Consider the following 14,576-nt stretch of genomic DNA (forward strand, 5'->3'; position numbering starts at 1 on the left):
AACAAATAAAAACACCTCGTCAATGACAGATGCATTGTAAGGCAAAAAACTCTAGGGTTAATAATATTTCTTGTATTCTCTCTCAACCGATCTAACAGCTAAACATAAAACAAGCTGGCGGCAATTAGCACCAGCTTGAAAACATATTCTTTATAGAGTAAACTCCCTAAGTAATGACCATTGCTCTTTTTTAAGCTGCTTTGACTTTTAATTGGATACTGTTGGACTTATAGATGATCTTCACTTTGTACTTGCTTGGCAAGCCTACGGTCTCGATTGAAGAAAATGATCCATGACGCTTATCATAGGTGATGATCGTGGATCCGTCAGCTGGTACATAATCGTCCGAAAAGTTGAGACGTAATGTCCCTTTCATTTTTGCCTTGCCCTTAATGTGAAGCAGATCATTTTTTCCGCTGAGATTCAGCTCAAGTATACCTTTGGCAGATTGTTTGTAGTCTCCTCCGATGACCAGTTTTCCTGATACCTCTTCCTTCAGGGTGCCTCCGTTGTTTGAAACATCACCTCTCCCAAAGGCTGTCTTCGAGTCGCCCTCAAGTGTTCCCTGATCAATCCGTATACCGCCGGAATATGTATTGTTCCCCTCCAGCTTTAATGTGCCTGTCCCCTTTTTAGTCAGCTTTCCGGTGCCGGAGATATCGTTGCGCCAGCGATCCAATGCATGGAAACCGCCTTTTGAAGAATCCATACTCACAGTAACGTCTTTGGCAAAAGCGCCATATCCATCGGCGGCCGAAAAGAGATTAATCCGTCCCCACCCCTCTGGATCATCAAGAACAGGATAGCCGGAAGGAAGACTGGTAGTAGCTAAAATCCAACGGCGCTGCGTGTTGTCAAGGTAAGGAAAACGAGTTTCCAGCAGGACTTCAGCTCCCTTAGGAACCACCATTGATTTAGCAGGTGACTTGATTTGCCCAAATCCGTATGTCAATCGTTGAATATATAGTTTTTTATTCATGTCATAATCGCTGAATCGATCTTCCGCTGTACCAGTTTGCGTTAACAACTTACTGTGGGCTTCATCATAAGCAGCCTTTTTCAAACTTTTATTGGCTGGATCAGATAAAATTGCAGCCGCCAAGCCAGTTGCCATGACACGTCCTCCCATTACATCAAGCGGGGAATGCATACCGGCAACAATGCGGTTATTGCCGAGCTCCGAAGCCCGGGTAAGGAGTTCCTGATAACGCTCTGGTACGGCATAAGCCATAGCAAAAGCGCTAAGGTATGCGGCATTCGTATGTCCGCTGGGAAAACCTCCGTCTTTGCTCGGATCAGGATTGATAGCGGGAACAAGGGATGGAACAAGAATAGAATTGCTTTCCCAGCGAAACGGGCGGGGATATTGAAAGTATCCCTTAGCCGGGTTCGTTGAAGAATAGGGGCCGCGTAACGTATTGACCAAACTCACGATGCTGCCGAGACTGGAACTCGTGCTGCCAGAATTGGTTCCTTCGTCAATATATTTTTTTATTGTAGCATCTGCCGGGATACTGTTGATCGTTGTCGTCGCGCCCGCCTTCATTCGATATACATCGGTAAGCGGACCTAGACCGTCAATCACACTGTAGCTCTGATTCCTGCGATCATCAAAATATGCGGCATTTTCCTCACTAATCGTACGGCGTTCAGCAATGTCAACAACTTTTTGAATGTTGGCATCCAACACGCTGCTGTTCAGTTTGGCACCACTATCCCAAGTACTTCCGGGAGTCCAAAGCTTATTAAATTCGGAAAGTACCCCCATCGTGGGATTGGAATTCACTGTAGTATTAGCAGAGCTGTTATTTTTGTAATGATCTACGAAATATCCTGAAGGAGGGGGCGGCGGCAGTGTTACAGTTTTGGCTTTCGTTGTTGTGCTCGCATAACATTCACTCACAGAACTCTGAAATAATACCAGAGAAAATAAAGCCACTACTAAATGCTTCTTCATCCTTAGTAATTTCATTTTTTCATCATACTCTCCCTTACTCTTATCTCAAAAAGCTTTTCCCCAACCGTCAAGTTATTATTGATCGTATCTTACATTTATTAATGAAATAGCGTTGTTTTATTAATGTTTTGTTTATTTTTTCTAGGGCGTCAATGAAATAGAAGTCACCTACAAGCGGAGAGAAAGAAACGGAAGAAAACTACAGAAGCAAAAAGCTGCTGACGAGGAGCCAGCAGCTAACACAGGGGCATCTAAGCATTCATAAAGGACTAGGCGTGTTTCCGCATTCTATAAATTACAGAACAACTTTATTATAAAAGAACACCATATTTCATGGTAATCATCATTTAATGCGCCATCATATCATGGGCAATATCGTGTCCATCCATTTTTGACGGGTAGTAGGTAGGCCAGTGTTTGACTTCATCAAGTAAAGCTTCACGGTCATCACCCCAATACAGATGGTAATGACTAGCTTTAGTCGGATAGATACTATGATCACTAAACTGAATATACTGAGGGAGCCCTTCAGCTTCTTTAGCTAGTTTGAATATGTATCTTACCCCTCTATTGCCCCCATCATATGTTAAAATTTCGTACCCGTCATACGTATACTTACCAGAATATTCTTTTCCATTTTTGAAAAACGTTACAGCATCTTTTTGAATTAAGATACGGTCAACATCTGTTTTATACCCTTTTTTATAGTACTCTTTATATTCTTCAGCTGTCTTGTCACCTTCATGTTCTGATTTATATGAAAATACTTCGTCAAGAGTACCATCTTGCAGGTATGGATATACAGATTGCCAGTCTCCTTCCCAATCAGAAAGTGAACGATCCTTTACTTGGCTGTTTTTAAAATAGCCTTCATAAATTTTTTCTGTTTCTTCATCATGTGCATGACTATGATCGTGCTCATGATCATGAGCGTGAGCACTTTCGTGTGTGTGACTTTCAGATGCTTGCTCTTGCGTTTTGGAAGAGTCTTCTGCAACAGCCGAGGATGATGTTGTTTTATTAGACTCACCTTTTGATGAACCGGAAGTCTGACATCCTGCCAATACGAGTAATGAACCAATAGTTAATATACCTAACTTCTTTGCAAATAAAATCTTCATTCCTACACTCCTTTTATTCAAATCGAAAACATTACGATTTATATTATACATATATCTCGTCAAACATCAAAGGGAAAATGCTCCTAATATTGCGAATGGTATCTGGCAGCGTATTGCCAGCTTCAATTAGAAAAATTCATCTTCTTTTTGTTTTTTGTTATAAAGCATCCAAATGAATTTTATGAGAAGGAAAAGCGGAAGAAAACGAAGGGAAATGATTTAGAAGATTCCCGCTTTTCTCTATTGCATTTACATACATGCTACCGCAGCTTGCAAACAAACCTGCCAAAAAATGAAACCAAAGTTCGCGGAGCTTAGGGAACTTGACTTTCTACCAACAAAACCGGCCAGTTGGTTCATACTTGTAATTTATTATAAAATTCCTGAATACATTTGTTCAATGAGGCGGTGATCACCATGAATAAAATAAAACCAACAAGAGTTTTGATCATCTCTTTATCAAAAAAACAATTAAAAGAATTTTTGATTTTTGAAATGATCATAGGGTCGACAGCATATTGGATTTTTAAATATAAAAATAATATTTTCTACGAATGCACCGGGTTAGCCGGAAGTATTCTATGTCCTTTCCTTTTCAAAAAAGTAATTTCTAAAAATAAATGTAGATTCATGAGAAATCAGATCATCACGATTAGATAAAAAGATACCAACATCATTGGTATCTTCTTTGTCAAATTGAGTCCCTTTGCAGACCGGTTTCTTTTCACTGCTTATTTGATTACGAAATTACCGTATTCGTTTGAGCGAACATGAATCGGTCCGTTTAAATTATAGTTGTTCTCCTTGGCGATTGAGCGAAGCACGTCCACACGGGCAACCGATTCTCTCCACTCATCACGGGTGTCAGGATCTGCCGGATTCATCAGGTCGTCATATCGCACATCCAGGAATTTATTTAACCATTTCTTCTCATCAATCCCGTCTTTAGGTGAACCGCCCGCTTTTTTGTTCGTGCGTTTGATCAAGGCATAAAAGGAGTCGGGGTCATCACCATCGCCATGCTGAATAACTGTATCGTACATCACAGCTCTTGCCAGTGCCGTTTTCAGTCCGGCATGATCTGATCGTTTCATGGCAGGCTGATAATACAAGCTGTCATTTACTGCGTCTTGAGCAGCGCGGAATTCTTTATCATTTCCAAGCGACTCCCAGGCAGAAGCGAATCCCTTGAGATTGCTGATGTCATCGCTTTCTTCTTTGGCCAGACGGCGCAATTCAGGCAGGTACTTTTTCAGTTTGTTATTCGGTACCGCCTTTGTGTATACTTCCACTACTTCCAATGCATCCCCGGTAGCTGTTGTAAAGCCTGCCCGTCCGCATGTATAGCCTCTTCCATCATCCAATGGCTCCACATATCCGTATTGGATCTCCGTCGTGCCGTTTTCAAAGATACTGGTCAGCTGTTCTGCCCGGCGCTTTTGATCCTTATTCAGTCCCGCCGCAAAAACCGTTTCACTCATCATCAAGGTAAAAAACAGGGTGAAAACAAGTGATGAAATCGCTGCTTTCTTCAAACTGATTTTCATTCGATTACCCCCTACTAAATATTGTAAATACAGACACAGTATACATCAAGGGGCTGCTCTATTGTTGAAAATACATTGTTTTGTCAATATTTTGAATCTAAAGTAATAATAAAAAGCTTTCGGCTTGAATCTTACTCTTTTTTTATTGCCAATCAGCCTTAGCCCCTCTCTCTGGGAAAAGCCCTTTTGCTACAACTTTATTTAACAAAATGCAATAAGGCTTTAATCTATTTTATAATGGAAATGATCATCGAATAGTTGGGAGGTGATGAAATGGCAAGTAAGATAAGAATGCTAGATTCCGCAACGTCCCATGCAAAGCCTATGATTGGAAAGGCGATACTTTGCATGGGGTAGACTTTCTAAAAGATCGCCCAAGTAAGCTTTTCTGATATAGTGGCTTTGCACCTTATTTGGCTATAAAAAAATAAGGAGCTGGCAGATATGGCATATGTAAAAGCAACCGCTATTTTACCTGAAAAGCTGATATCGGAAATTCAAAAGTACGTTCAAGGAAAAACAATATATATCCCTAAGCCTGAAACCTCTCATCAAAAATGGGGTGCGTGTTCAGGAACAAGAAAGCTAATCGATGACAGAAACGCTTCTATTAAACAAGCATTTAAAAACGGCAAAACAATTAATCAATTATCTGATGAATATCACCTCTCTACTGAAACAATAAAAAAAATTGTCTACTCTAAATAAACAAAACGAAAGCACTGATGAAATGTAATCAGTGCTTTTTGATATGGCGAGTTTGTTTCTTAGTTATTTCCTGCATATGATATCATTGGACAATTGTGTAACATTAAGGGAGATGAGAAGAAAGGAAGGATTTACAAATGAATATAGTAAACAATGGAACATTGCAAGTACCTGGAGCGAACATCCACTATAAGGTGCGTGGCACAGGTCCAATTATTCTTTTGATCCATGGCGGAGGCGGTGATGCCGACAAGTTCCATCATGTTGCAGACCATCTGGCTAACTGGTACACGGTTGTTACTTACGACCGCCGAGGACATTCCCGCAGCAATCTCGCCAATCAGACTGAGGATTACCGTGTGGAAACACACAGTGATGACGCCCACCGTCTTCTAGCCAAACTCACCGACAAGCCGGCATACGTATTTGGAAGCAGCTCCGGCGCTGTTATCGGGCTTGATCTGTGCATACGCCATCCCGAACAGGTAAGCGTCATGATCCCTCACGAACCAGTCTTATTGCAGTTTTTAAATGAAAATGAGCTGAAACAAGCCAAGCAATTCATGGAAGACCTTAAGAAAAATCACCGAAATGAGGTCATTACATTATTGTCAAGTTTAGAAACAGACGAACAATCAAAGGATGTGCTGGCAGAGCGGCTTCTCGGTAATTCAACGTATTTCACTGAATATGAAATTCAGGGAATTCTCAACTATACATTAGATATCGAAGCATTAAAGATGGTGTTTACATCTGCTCCGATGAAGGTACTCCCAGCTGGCGGAAGTGCTTCACGGGATTTTTTTCCTTATCGTTGCGCAAACGCCTTAGCGGAGCATTTGGAAACAGAAATTGTTGAATTTCCCGGAAACCATACAGGTTATAACACAATTCATCATAAAGAATTCGCTGAGAGGTTACACGATATGTTAGAAAATAAACATAGGACCATGTACAACTAACTCAGATTATCGGAGAATTTCACAGGAGCGTTTTTTACTCTTTAGCTATTTTTGTTATATGATCTTAAAATAAAAAAAGAAACCTATGGACTTTGTGAATCCGCAGGTTTCTTTTTTTATTCATCTACTTTTTTTCCCGGATAACTAATAGCACACCAACTAGAATCAAAGTTGAACCTGCCCAGAAGGTTCCGCCTATACGTTCTCCTAACAAAAGCCATCCGAGCAATGTTCCAACGAGAGGCTGAAAAAAGAAAAATAATCCTCCGCTTGATGCATTCAGCATTTGTAATCCGCGATTCCAAAGTATAAATGCACAAGCTGTTGAAACAATCCCCAAGTATAATAGCCCGCCCCATATTGTCGGATGGGCCAGCTGCGAGAAATGAACTTCATTTACGTTCATCCATACAAAAGGAGTCAAAATAATCATGGCAACCAAGATTGAGTAAGTTGTCACCACAATGGGAGAATAATGATTTGGAACACGTTTTAAAAGAACAGACATCAGCGCCCATGTTAAAGCAGCAATTAGCAACGAAATTCCGCCCATTTGATTCGTCATGTCAATGTGACCGTTCCCTACAATCATTAAAACGCCGATAGTCGCCAAAGCCACAGATATTCCCTTTTTTACATTCAACCGTTCTTTTAGCAAAAGCCTAGCAAAGATCACCATAAATGCAGGTGTGGAAGAAGTAATAATGGCTCCCATTTGTGCCGAAGATAGGTTAGTGCCAACTTCCTGTGTAACGATTGAAATTGTATTACCAATGATCCCAATGCCTATGATTAATAAAAGGTCACGTCTGTGAATTCGCCAGGATAGCCTTTTTACCAAACCGATAATGAGCAATGCGAGAATTGCTACAGCATATCGCATCCATACCAGCTCTAATGGGGGTATAACCGATACGACAACCTTTACGACAACGTACATACCACCCCAAATGCTGGCGGCTAAAGCCAAATATATAGAACCTAACAAAGTGTTTTTCATTTTTGCACCCTCCGTTTTTCATTTAGGTCAATAAATGCCCCTAACGGAGAGAAGTAGTCACCTTACTCCACTAAGGGCGGAGAAGTGCTACTGGTACATCATTTTCAAATAATGGAGCCCAGAACATGTTTATTCACCTCTGTCAAAAAATGAAGGTATTGATAGTTTAAAAGAAAAACGTAATGAAGTAAATGAGAGAATCTAATCTGCTTGCCAGTTAAATCATAATTTCTTCGTATTTATGTTTTACCTTCTATACGTTTTTTTGTCATTAAAACATGATGAGTTTTTTGAGGATATACCCTATCAGCTATTCTACAATCCGCTTCAGTATCTTCGCAGGATTTCCACCCGCCACGACGTTATCTGGTACATCCTTTGTGACAACTGCACCCGAAGCGATTACAACATTATTGCCGATTTTTACCCCTGGGTTAATAACAGCTCTCCCGCCAATCCAGACATTATAACCGATTATGACTGGAATTCCGTATTCCGCTCCCGATATTCTTGTATGTGCATGGAGCGGGTGAGTCGCAGTATAAATATGAACTCCTGGTGCAATAAAACAGTTATCCCCTATTCGAATCTCATGAACGTCAAGAAACACACAATCAAAATTAGCAAAGAAATTTTCTCCAACGTGTATGTTGTAGCCATAATCACAACGAAATGTCGGCTCTACGTGAACATGTTCCCCAGTAGAACCAAACAATTCTTTTAATAAACGGGTTCTTTTCTTGCTATCCGTTTCAAGTGAATCATTAAAAATTCTAGTTAATCTTCTAGCATTCATTCTTTCAATTCTTAATTCAGGGTCGTCTGCGTTGTAAAGTTCGCCATCTAACATTTTTTGCTTTTCAGTTTTCATGATGTAATCTCCTTAGCCTTTTCACTATTCATACTGCTATATTCTAACTTGTATATACAAGTTAGTTCGAGTTTTCAGAATACCGATAACATGTTTTTTATGCTCAAGCCTCTCCTTGATCTGCTTATTAAACGTCTCAGCTGTTCTGGCAAATCCAAAAATATAAACATAAAAAACCATACCGATAATACTTGGTATGGTTTCTTTAAGTAGGCCACCTAAGAGAGGGCCTATCTCAATATTACTTTTGATCCGAAGCTAATTGCATTTGTAACCGACAGGGCCGTCTGAACCTGTGTATACATATGTGTCAGAAACATATCCAATATTCACGATCCCCCGGGAATCTTTCCACTGGATTTGATCCCAAATATTACTCGTTCCATACTTCCCGGTAACAGTCGTTCCATAAGCGTAACAATAGTAAGGAACACGCGAGCCGCTAGGAATGGAAAGCATAATAGGATAATTTGTACCTGGACCGCTGCGCATATTTACAGGCGCACCGCTGCTTGTTGAGACCGTAAAGTACTGAACGGCAAGTGCTTGACTGGAAAAAATAAATAATGATGCAATCATAACGGTTAACATACTCAGCATTTTCAGTTTAGTCAATGTCATCCCTCTTTCTTCAATTCCTTCATTTTAAGAATGATAGAACATATGCTACCAGCTGCATTTAGGAACAACCGGACCGTCTGAGCCTGTATACATATATGTATCAGAGACAAATCCAGGAACGATCTCCCCGCTGGCAAGCGTCCGCTCTGTGTAATTCCAAATATTACTCGTTCCATACTTTCCAGTTACAGTTGTACCGGTTTTGTAGCAATAGATCGGGATGCGGGTTCCGCTCGGAATAGTCGTTACGATCCCCCAACTTGTACCTGGGCCGCTGCGCATATTTACAGGCGCACCGCTGCTTGTTGAGACCGTATAATACTGAGCGGCAAGTGCATGGCTAGAAAAAATGAGCAATGATGCAATCATCACCGTTAGTGTACTTAGCGTTTTTAATGTCTTCACCTTATATCCTCCCCCTTAAATGTCGTGCGTTTGACTTTCTTACATCCAGTTAAGGAAAAACCGCGCCCCCTCTCTCTGCCATATATTTATCAATGTACCATAAACTAGATCTTTCAAAAGTGGAATTATTCCTATGTTTTCGACAAAAAACTCGTGACATCGTGCATTTTCAAAATTTGCAAATATGACCTATCCATTTTTAATGAGACAAGGCAGTAAATCACTTTTTTGTGATCATTTCATTAACTGTGCAACAGAAGCTGTTTAATTAGAAACGAGAATAAACGTCACTGCGTAAAAGCGCTTTGTGTGTTTGATGAGAATAAAGCGACTTGTGACCATTCCGAATATGCCATTTTTATCGGAGAAAAGTTCTTTCTGTATGCTTCATCTTATTTTCGGGAAATGTAACGTTGATTAAAGGAGGGTAATTAAAGATGGATCATCAAACATTAGCTGCTCACGAGGCTGTAGACTTACATGAAATCGTTAACTTTAAAACACTTTGTGTAGCGAAATCGAAATTAATGCAGGGACTTGTGTTTGACCAAGACCTTAAGGACTTGATGCAAAAAGATGTGCAGCAATCCATTCAAGACCTTACTGATTTACAAGCGGTTTATGAGCGTGCGCCATTTCAAGCCCCCGTCCCTCAAAGCCGTCCAACGCCAATCATCAATTGAAAGGAAGGTAAGCCCCTTTGAATCATGATCACTTAGACCCAATTAATTCGCTAAATATGCCTGAACTTGCAGATACCACATTTGCGATGGATTTTCTTATTCGAGCAAAAGAAGGCGTGAGGAATACTGCTGTAGCCTTGACTGAAACCGCATCACCGGATGTAAGAGCTTTGTTGCGGAAGCAGCTGATGCAAGGAATCACGATGCACCAAGAAATTACGGAATTGATGATAAGCAAAAAATGGTTCCATCCATATGAACTAAGCGAACAGTATAAGCTGGATCAGCTCTCTGCAAAAAACACGATCATGGTCGGCAACATGAACCTCTTTCCTGAGGACACAAATCGAAAAGGGATGTTTGACAGGACACCTGATGAACACTAACACTGGAGGTTTTACAGCATGAAGGCAGTAACGTATCAAGGCATTAAAAATGTTGTTGTCAAAGATGTGCCAGATCCAAAGATTGAAAAGTCCGATGACATGATTATAAAAGTCACAAGTACAGCCATTTGCGGATCAGATTTACATTTAATCCATGGATTGATTCCTAATCTGCAAGAAGACTATGTCATCGGCCATGAACCGATGGGAATCGTGGAAGAAGTTGGACCAGGGGTTACACAGGTGAAAAAAGGTGACCGCGTCATTATTCCTTTTACTATCGCCTGCGGTGAATGCTTTTTTTGTAAAAACCAACTGGAAAGCCAATGTGATCAATCTAATGACAATGGAGAAATGGGCGCCTATTTCGGCTATTCAGGGCATACCGGCGGTTATCCAGGCGGGCAGGCAGAATATTTAAGAGTGCCGTTTGCGAATTTTACCCATTTTAAAATTCCTGAAACCTGCGAGGAACCCGATGAAAAATTAAGCGTGATTGCGGATGCCATGACCACCGGCTTTTGGAGTGTTGACAATGCCGGGGTAAAAGACGGCGATACAGTTATCGTTCTCGGCTGCGGACCAGTCGGCCTGTTTGCTCAAAAGTTTTGTTGGCTAAAGGGCGCAAAACGCGTCATAGCAGTTGACTATGTAAACTATCGCTTACTGCATGCCAAACGAACAAACAAAGTAGAAATCGTTAATTTTGAAGACCATGAGAATACAGGGAGTTACTTGAAGGAAATCACCAAAGGCGGAGCGGATGTAGTTATTGACGCTGTTGGGATGGATGGGAAAATGAGCGACCTCGAGTTCCTTGCCAGCGGATTAAAGCTTCATGGCGGAACAATGAGTGCAATGGTCATTGCTTCCCAGGCCGTTCGCAAAGGAGGAACGATACAAATTACAGGTGTGTATGGCGGCAGATATAACGGTTTTCCATTAGGTGATATTATGCAGCGAAACGTCAATATACGCTCTGGACAAGCCCCAGTGATCCACTATATGCCATACATGTTTGAGTTAGTGTCGACAGGTAAAATTGATCCGGGAGACGTTGTAAGTCATGTGCTGCCGCTCAGTGAGGCCAAGCATGGCTATGACATTTTTGATACCAAAATGGATGATTGTATAAAAGTTGTGTTAAAACCTTAAGAAAACGGAGGTGACAGGAATGGAATACGCCTCACATGAAGTGCTAGAAGTCCAAGAAATGACTGCATTTAAGACACTTTGTTTAACGAAATCCAAAACAATGAAGGCGCTGGTGTCTGATCCGAAGCTTAAGGCAATCATGCAGCAAGACGTTGACATCACCACACGGCAGCTGCAGGAATTTGCCTCTATTTTATCTAATGCAAAGCATGAATAAGGAGATGAGTGAATAATGAATCCTATCATTGAATATCTGACCGGCATGAATGTTCTAACAGACCAAATCATCGCCATGGACTTATTGATTGCAGCAAAAAACGGAGTCAGAAATTATGCGATGGCCGCAACGGAAGCGGGAACGCCTGAAGTGAAAGAGATCCTTATCCGGCATTTAGAGGAAGCCCTCGATATGCACGAACAAATCTCAAGCTATATGATGGAAAAGGGCTGGTACCATCCTTGGAATACAGACGAACAAGTCAAGCTGAATTTACAAAATATTGATACGGCGATTCAATTGCCAACCCTTTAACGGACAATGATTGATTTGCTGAGGAACAGTCTTGATTGACCATAACTGTGCCTCAGCTTCTGTATGTTAAGAAAAAGCTGAATAGAAGTGAGGGCGACTATGAGGAATCATAAATTCCTCCGCTTCTCCTTCTCCGCCCGATTCATGAGCTGTCTATGAACCCGCTTTTTCTCATCTGATCTTCAATCGCTTGCAAGGCCTGTTCCTCGTCAATCCCTTCAGCTCTGATTTGAATGTGAGTACCAGGTGTAATGCCTAATGACATCACATCAATAAGGGACTTTGGCGGATTTTTCAGATTAACGCATTTCTTCTGATGTAGAAGAAATACGTGAGAATGAAACTTGCAGGCTGCACGAACCAGCAAGGTTGCTGCACGGGCAAACCCTGTAATTGCAATAATTGTATACTGTTTTTCAATCATGCTCCCATGCTCCTTATCCCCATAGTAACGGCATTTAATGGTGGCCGACTATCGGATGGGGTACATATGGTTCTTCCAAAAGCGCGATGTCTTCAGATGTTAACTTAACAGATAGAGCTCTGACAGCATTTTCGAGATGGGACATTTTCGTAGCACCAATAATAGGAGCTGTTACTGGTTCCTTCTGCAGCAGCCAAGCAAGCGCGATATGGGTTCGGGAAACTCCGTGTTTTTCTGCGATTGCCGCAAGCCGCTCCACGACCAGCCGGTCAGCATCAGCAGTCGCATCGTATTTGGATTTCTGGATTTGATCGGTTTCGGAGCGATGCGTTGTTTCAGACCATTCACGTGTCAATCTTCCAGATGCGAGCGGGCTGTACGGAGTCACTCCCATTTTTTCTTCTTTGCAAAGCGGCAGCATTTCCCTCTCCTCTTCTCGGTATATCAGGTTTAAGTGATTCTGCATCGACACAAATTTGGTCCATCCATTCTTCTCTGCAACATGTAACGCCTTCTGGAACTGCCACGCATACATCGCAGAAGCGCCAATATACCTTGCCTTCCCGGCCTTCACCACATCATGCAATGCTTCCATCGTTTCTTCAATGGGTGTATGGTAATCCCAGCGATGGATGATGTAAAGGTCTACATAGTCTGTTCCCAGTCTCTTAAGACTTTTATCAATTTCACTCATGATCGCCTTTCGTGAGAGGCCGGCACCATTTGGGCCCTCATGCATTCGCTGATGGACCTTCGTCGCAAGCACAATTTCATCTCGATTGGCATAATCCTTTAATGCTCTGCCAAGTATTTCTTCACTTGCTCCCATTGAATACACATTCGCCGTATCAAAAAAATTGATGCCAAGCTCAAGCGCTTTTTTGATGATGGGGCGGCTCTTTTCTTCATCGAGTACCCATTGATGAACCCACTTTTCTACTGCACCAAAGCTCATACACCCCAGACAAAGCCTGGAGACATCTAAACCGGAATGTCCAAGTTTTACATAATCCATTTCTTGAGTCCCCTCTTTCCTTTTATCTGCTTCTCATTATGCAATGAATGCAAAAGCAGCCGTTATCCCATTTGTATCAAATGATTGCCTAATCCTCTCACAGCCAATGACACCACTTGCAAACAAGCATTATAATGAAAAATATCAAGTGAAGGAGAATGACGTATGTCTGTACGAATAGCCGAACAACAGGAAGAGCTTGCCGAACTCATTGAACGTTATTCATGCCGGGACGGTGTTCACAAGACTGCTGTTCCGTCTTTATTTTTCATCAGTGAATCTCATGCTTCCGAACCGGTTTATAGCGTTTACAAGCCATCATTTTGTGTGATTGTTCAAGGTGAAAAAGAAGTATTACTTGCAAAGGAGCGCATGAGGTACAGTCCTGCTGATTACCTTGTTGCATCTGTTAACTTGCCGGTTGCCGGGCAAGTGATAAAAGCCTCATGTGATGAGCCTTATTTGGCCCTTAAGCTAGAATTTACTCCCAGCCAAGTCTTAGAGGTTTTAAGTGATTCTGACTTTCAAGCAGGGCCAAAAAAACACACGGAGAGGGCTATGTTTGTCAGTAAAATAGAGCCGGCTTTGCTGGATGCAGTTCTCAGGTTAGCCTCTTTGCTGGACACCCCGAAAGACATCCCGGTACTTGCCCCTATATTTACAAAAGAAATTCTCTATAGGGTTCTGCAAGGGCCGCATGGACGCACTCTGGAGCAAATTGCGATTGAGGGGAGCTATACCTATCGAATCAAAGATGTCATCGAACACATCATGAGGGCATTTGACCGGCCCCTTCGAACTGAGGAGCTTGCAGATATAGCGAATAGGAGTGTTTCCTCCCTGCACAGGCACTTTAAAACTGTGACAGCTATGAGCCCGATTCAGTTCCAAAAACAGCTGAGACTGCAGGAAGCCAGACGCCTGTTATTAACGAAGTCAACAGATGCCGCAGATGCTGCATTCCGGGTCGGCTATGAAAGTCCATCACAATTCAGCCGTGAATACTCCCGCATGTTTGGTTTTCCGCCTAAAGAAGATATTAAACGGCTGAGGGGAAAATCTGACTAAATGAGCAACGGGGATTTATATTTTTTAAAGACCATACTAACTGTTTTTTTGATAGCTAAAGTAAGTTTTCGACTTAACGTCAAATATAAAAGCTGCTTTCCTCCTCATTCCTAAACAATAA

The 14,576-nt window shown here is 41.7% G+C and carries 17 protein-coding genes; 8 read left to right on the forward strand and 9 right to left on the reverse strand.

Annotated features, from left to right (window positions below; all coding sequences use genetic code 11):
- Positions 1–190 precede the first annotated feature (190 nt).
- From LWH95_RS05685 to csn, 3 genes are all read right to left on the reverse strand, one after another.
- Positions 191–1,972 (reverse strand): acid phosphatase, encoded by a 1,782-nt coding sequence (locus LWH95_RS05685; protein WP_232919127.1) that lies wholly within the window; start codon positions 1,970–1,972, stop codon positions 191–193.
- Between the two features lie 332 nt (positions 1,973–2,304).
- A complete protein-coding gene (locus LWH95_RS05690) occupies positions 2,305–3,078 on the reverse strand; it encodes a metal-binding protein ZinT (protein WP_232919128.1) in 774 nt (257 codons plus the stop codon).
- A gap of 731 nt (positions 3,079–3,809) precedes the next feature.
- Positions 3,810–4,625 (reverse strand): chitosanase, encoded by an 816-nt coding sequence (gene csn / locus LWH95_RS05695; protein WP_232919129.1) that lies wholly within the window; start codon positions 4,623–4,625, stop codon positions 3,810–3,812.
- A gap of 444 nt (positions 4,626–5,069) precedes the next feature.
- Between csn and LWH95_RS05700 the strand changes: the two genes are divergently transcribed.
- Positions 5,070–5,333, forward strand: a complete 264-nt coding sequence (locus tag LWH95_RS05700; protein ID WP_148982051.1) for a CD3324 family protein — start codon at positions 5,070–5,072, stop codon at positions 5,331–5,333.
- 137 nt (positions 5,334–5,470) lie between these two features.
- Complete coding sequence (locus tag LWH95_RS05705; RefSeq protein WP_232919130.1) at positions 5,471–6,295, forward strand: alpha/beta fold hydrolase; 825 nt, start codon at positions 5,471–5,473, stop codon at positions 6,293–6,295.
- Between the two features lie 124 nt (positions 6,296–6,419).
- On the opposite strand, the gene LWH95_RS05710 is transcribed toward LWH95_RS05705, so the two are convergent.
- The 4 genes from LWH95_RS05710 to LWH95_RS05725 all read right to left on the reverse strand — a co-directional run bounded on the left by LWH95_RS05710 (position 6,420) and on the right by LWH95_RS05725 (position 9,192).
- Positions 6,420–7,295: a DMT family transporter gene (locus LWH95_RS05710; RefSeq protein ID WP_148982053.1), complete on the reverse strand. Its 876-nt coding sequence runs from the start codon at positions 7,293–7,295 to the stop codon at positions 6,420–6,422.
- Positions 7,296–7,605: 310 nt separating this feature from the next.
- A complete protein-coding gene (locus LWH95_RS05715; RefSeq protein ID WP_232919131.1) occupies positions 7,606–8,166 on the reverse strand; it encodes a sugar O-acetyltransferase in 561 nt (186 codons plus the stop codon).
- Positions 8,167–8,424: 258 nt separating this feature from the next.
- On the reverse strand, positions 8,425–8,781 hold the full coding sequence (locus LWH95_RS05720) for an SH3 domain-containing protein (RefSeq protein ID WP_014664754.1): 357 nt from the start codon (positions 8,779–8,781) through the stop codon (positions 8,425–8,427).
- A 51-nt stretch (positions 8,782–8,832) separates the two neighbouring features.
- Complete coding sequence (locus tag LWH95_RS05725) at positions 8,833–9,192, reverse strand: SH3 domain-containing protein (protein WP_003237274.1); 360 nt, start codon at positions 9,190–9,192, stop codon at positions 8,833–8,835.
- A 437-nt stretch (positions 9,193–9,629) separates the two neighbouring features.
- Here LWH95_RS05725 and LWH95_RS05730 point away from each other — a divergent pair, with 437 nt between their 5' ends.
- From LWH95_RS05730 to LWH95_RS05750, 5 genes are read left to right on the forward strand one after another with little or no spacing between them, the layout of a single operon-like run.
- Positions 9,630–9,875 (forward strand): hypothetical protein, encoded by a 246-nt coding sequence (locus LWH95_RS05730; RefSeq protein ID WP_003237277.1) that lies wholly within the window; start codon positions 9,630–9,632, stop codon positions 9,873–9,875.
- Between the two features lie 17 nt (positions 9,876–9,892).
- Positions 9,893–10,261 (forward strand): spore coat protein, encoded by a 369-nt coding sequence (locus LWH95_RS05735; protein ID WP_133486747.1) that lies wholly within the window; start codon positions 9,893–9,895, stop codon positions 10,259–10,261.
- A gap of 18 nt (positions 10,262–10,279) precedes the next feature.
- Entirely contained in the window at positions 10,280–11,416 is a 1,137-nt protein-coding gene (locus LWH95_RS05740; protein ID WP_232919132.1) for a zinc-dependent alcohol dehydrogenase, read from the forward strand.
- A 19-nt stretch (positions 11,417–11,435) separates the two neighbouring features.
- Positions 11,436–11,633, forward strand: a complete 198-nt coding sequence (locus tag LWH95_RS05745; protein ID WP_133486745.1) for a hypothetical protein — start codon at positions 11,436–11,438, stop codon at positions 11,631–11,633.
- A gap of 15 nt (positions 11,634–11,648) precedes the next feature.
- Entirely contained in the window at positions 11,649–11,948 is a 300-nt protein-coding gene (locus LWH95_RS05750; protein WP_003237286.1) for a spore coat protein, read from the forward strand.
- 142 nt (positions 11,949–12,090) lie between these two features.
- On the opposite strand, the gene LWH95_RS05755 is transcribed toward LWH95_RS05750, so the two are convergent.
- Positions 12,091–12,372 (reverse strand): HPr family phosphocarrier protein, encoded by a 282-nt coding sequence (locus LWH95_RS05755; protein ID WP_232919133.1) that lies wholly within the window; start codon positions 12,370–12,372, stop codon positions 12,091–12,093.
- Positions 12,373–12,406: 34 nt separating this feature from the next.
- Positions 12,407–13,387: an aldo/keto reductase gene (locus LWH95_RS05760; protein WP_232919134.1), complete on the reverse strand. Its 981-nt coding sequence runs from the start codon at positions 13,385–13,387 to the stop codon at positions 12,407–12,409.
- A 165-nt stretch (positions 13,388–13,552) separates the two neighbouring features.
- Between LWH95_RS05760 and LWH95_RS05765 the strand changes: the two genes are divergently transcribed.
- Entirely contained in the window at positions 13,553–14,455 is a 903-nt protein-coding gene (locus LWH95_RS05765) for an AraC family transcriptional regulator (protein ID WP_232919135.1), read from the forward strand.
- Positions 14,456–14,576 lie beyond the last annotated feature (121 nt).

The sequence above is a fragment of the Bacillus sp. G16 genome (assembly GCF_021282335.1).
In the GTDB taxonomy this organism is placed as follows: Bacteria; Bacillota; Bacilli; order Bacillales; family Bacillaceae; genus Bacillus; species Bacillus inaquosorum.

What these genes read in the sequence shown, in the direction of transcription:
- LWH95_RS05730 (WP_003237277.1), top strand. Translation starts at nt 9,630, where the DNA reads ATGGATCATCAAACATTAGCTGCTCACGAGGCTGTAGACTTACATGAA.
- csn (WP_232919129.1), bottom strand. Translation starts at nt 4,625, where the DNA reads ATGAAAATCAGTTTGAAGAAAGCAGCGATTTCATCACTTGTTTTCACC.
- LWH95_RS05750 (WP_003237286.1), top strand. Translation starts at nt 11,649, where the DNA reads ATGAATCCTATCATTGAATATCTGACCGGCATGAATGTTCTAACAGAC.
- LWH95_RS05710 (WP_148982053.1), bottom strand. Translation starts at nt 7,295, where the DNA reads ATGAAAAACACTTTGTTAGGTTCTATATATTTGGCTTTAGCCGCCAGC.
- LWH95_RS05700 (WP_148982051.1), top strand. Translation starts at nt 5,070, where the DNA reads ATGGCATATGTAAAAGCAACCGCTATTTTACCTGAAAAGCTGATATCG.
- LWH95_RS05705 (WP_232919130.1), top strand. Translation starts at nt 5,471, where the DNA reads ATGAATATAGTAAACAATGGAACATTGCAAGTACCTGGAGCGAACATC.
- LWH95_RS05745 (WP_133486745.1), top strand. Translation starts at nt 11,436, where the DNA reads ATGGAATACGCCTCACATGAAGTGCTAGAAGTCCAAGAAATGACTGCA.
- LWH95_RS05765 (WP_232919135.1), top strand. Translation starts at nt 13,553, where the DNA reads ATGTCTGTACGAATAGCCGAACAACAGGAAGAGCTTGCCGAACTCATT.
- LWH95_RS05715 (WP_232919131.1), bottom strand. Translation starts at nt 8,166, where the DNA reads ATGAAAACTGAAAAGCAAAAAATGTTAGATGGCGAACTTTACAACGCA.
- LWH95_RS05740 (WP_232919132.1), top strand. Translation starts at nt 10,280, where the DNA reads ATGAAGGCAGTAACGTATCAAGGCATTAAAAATGTTGTTGTCAAAGAT.
- LWH95_RS05760 (WP_232919134.1), bottom strand. Translation starts at nt 13,387, where the DNA reads ATGGATTATGTAAAACTTGGACATTCCGGTTTAGATGTCTCCAGGCTT.
- LWH95_RS05690 (WP_232919128.1), bottom strand. Translation starts at nt 3,078, where the DNA reads ATGAAGATTTTATTTGCAAAGAAGTTAGGTATATTAACTATTGGTTCA.
- LWH95_RS05685 (WP_232919127.1), bottom strand. Translation starts at nt 1,972, where the DNA reads ATGAAATTACTAAGGATGAAGAAGCATTTAGTAGTGGCTTTATTTTCT.
- LWH95_RS05755 (WP_232919133.1), bottom strand. Translation starts at nt 12,372, where the DNA reads ATGATTGAAAAACAGTATACAATTATTGCAATTACAGGGTTTGCCCGT.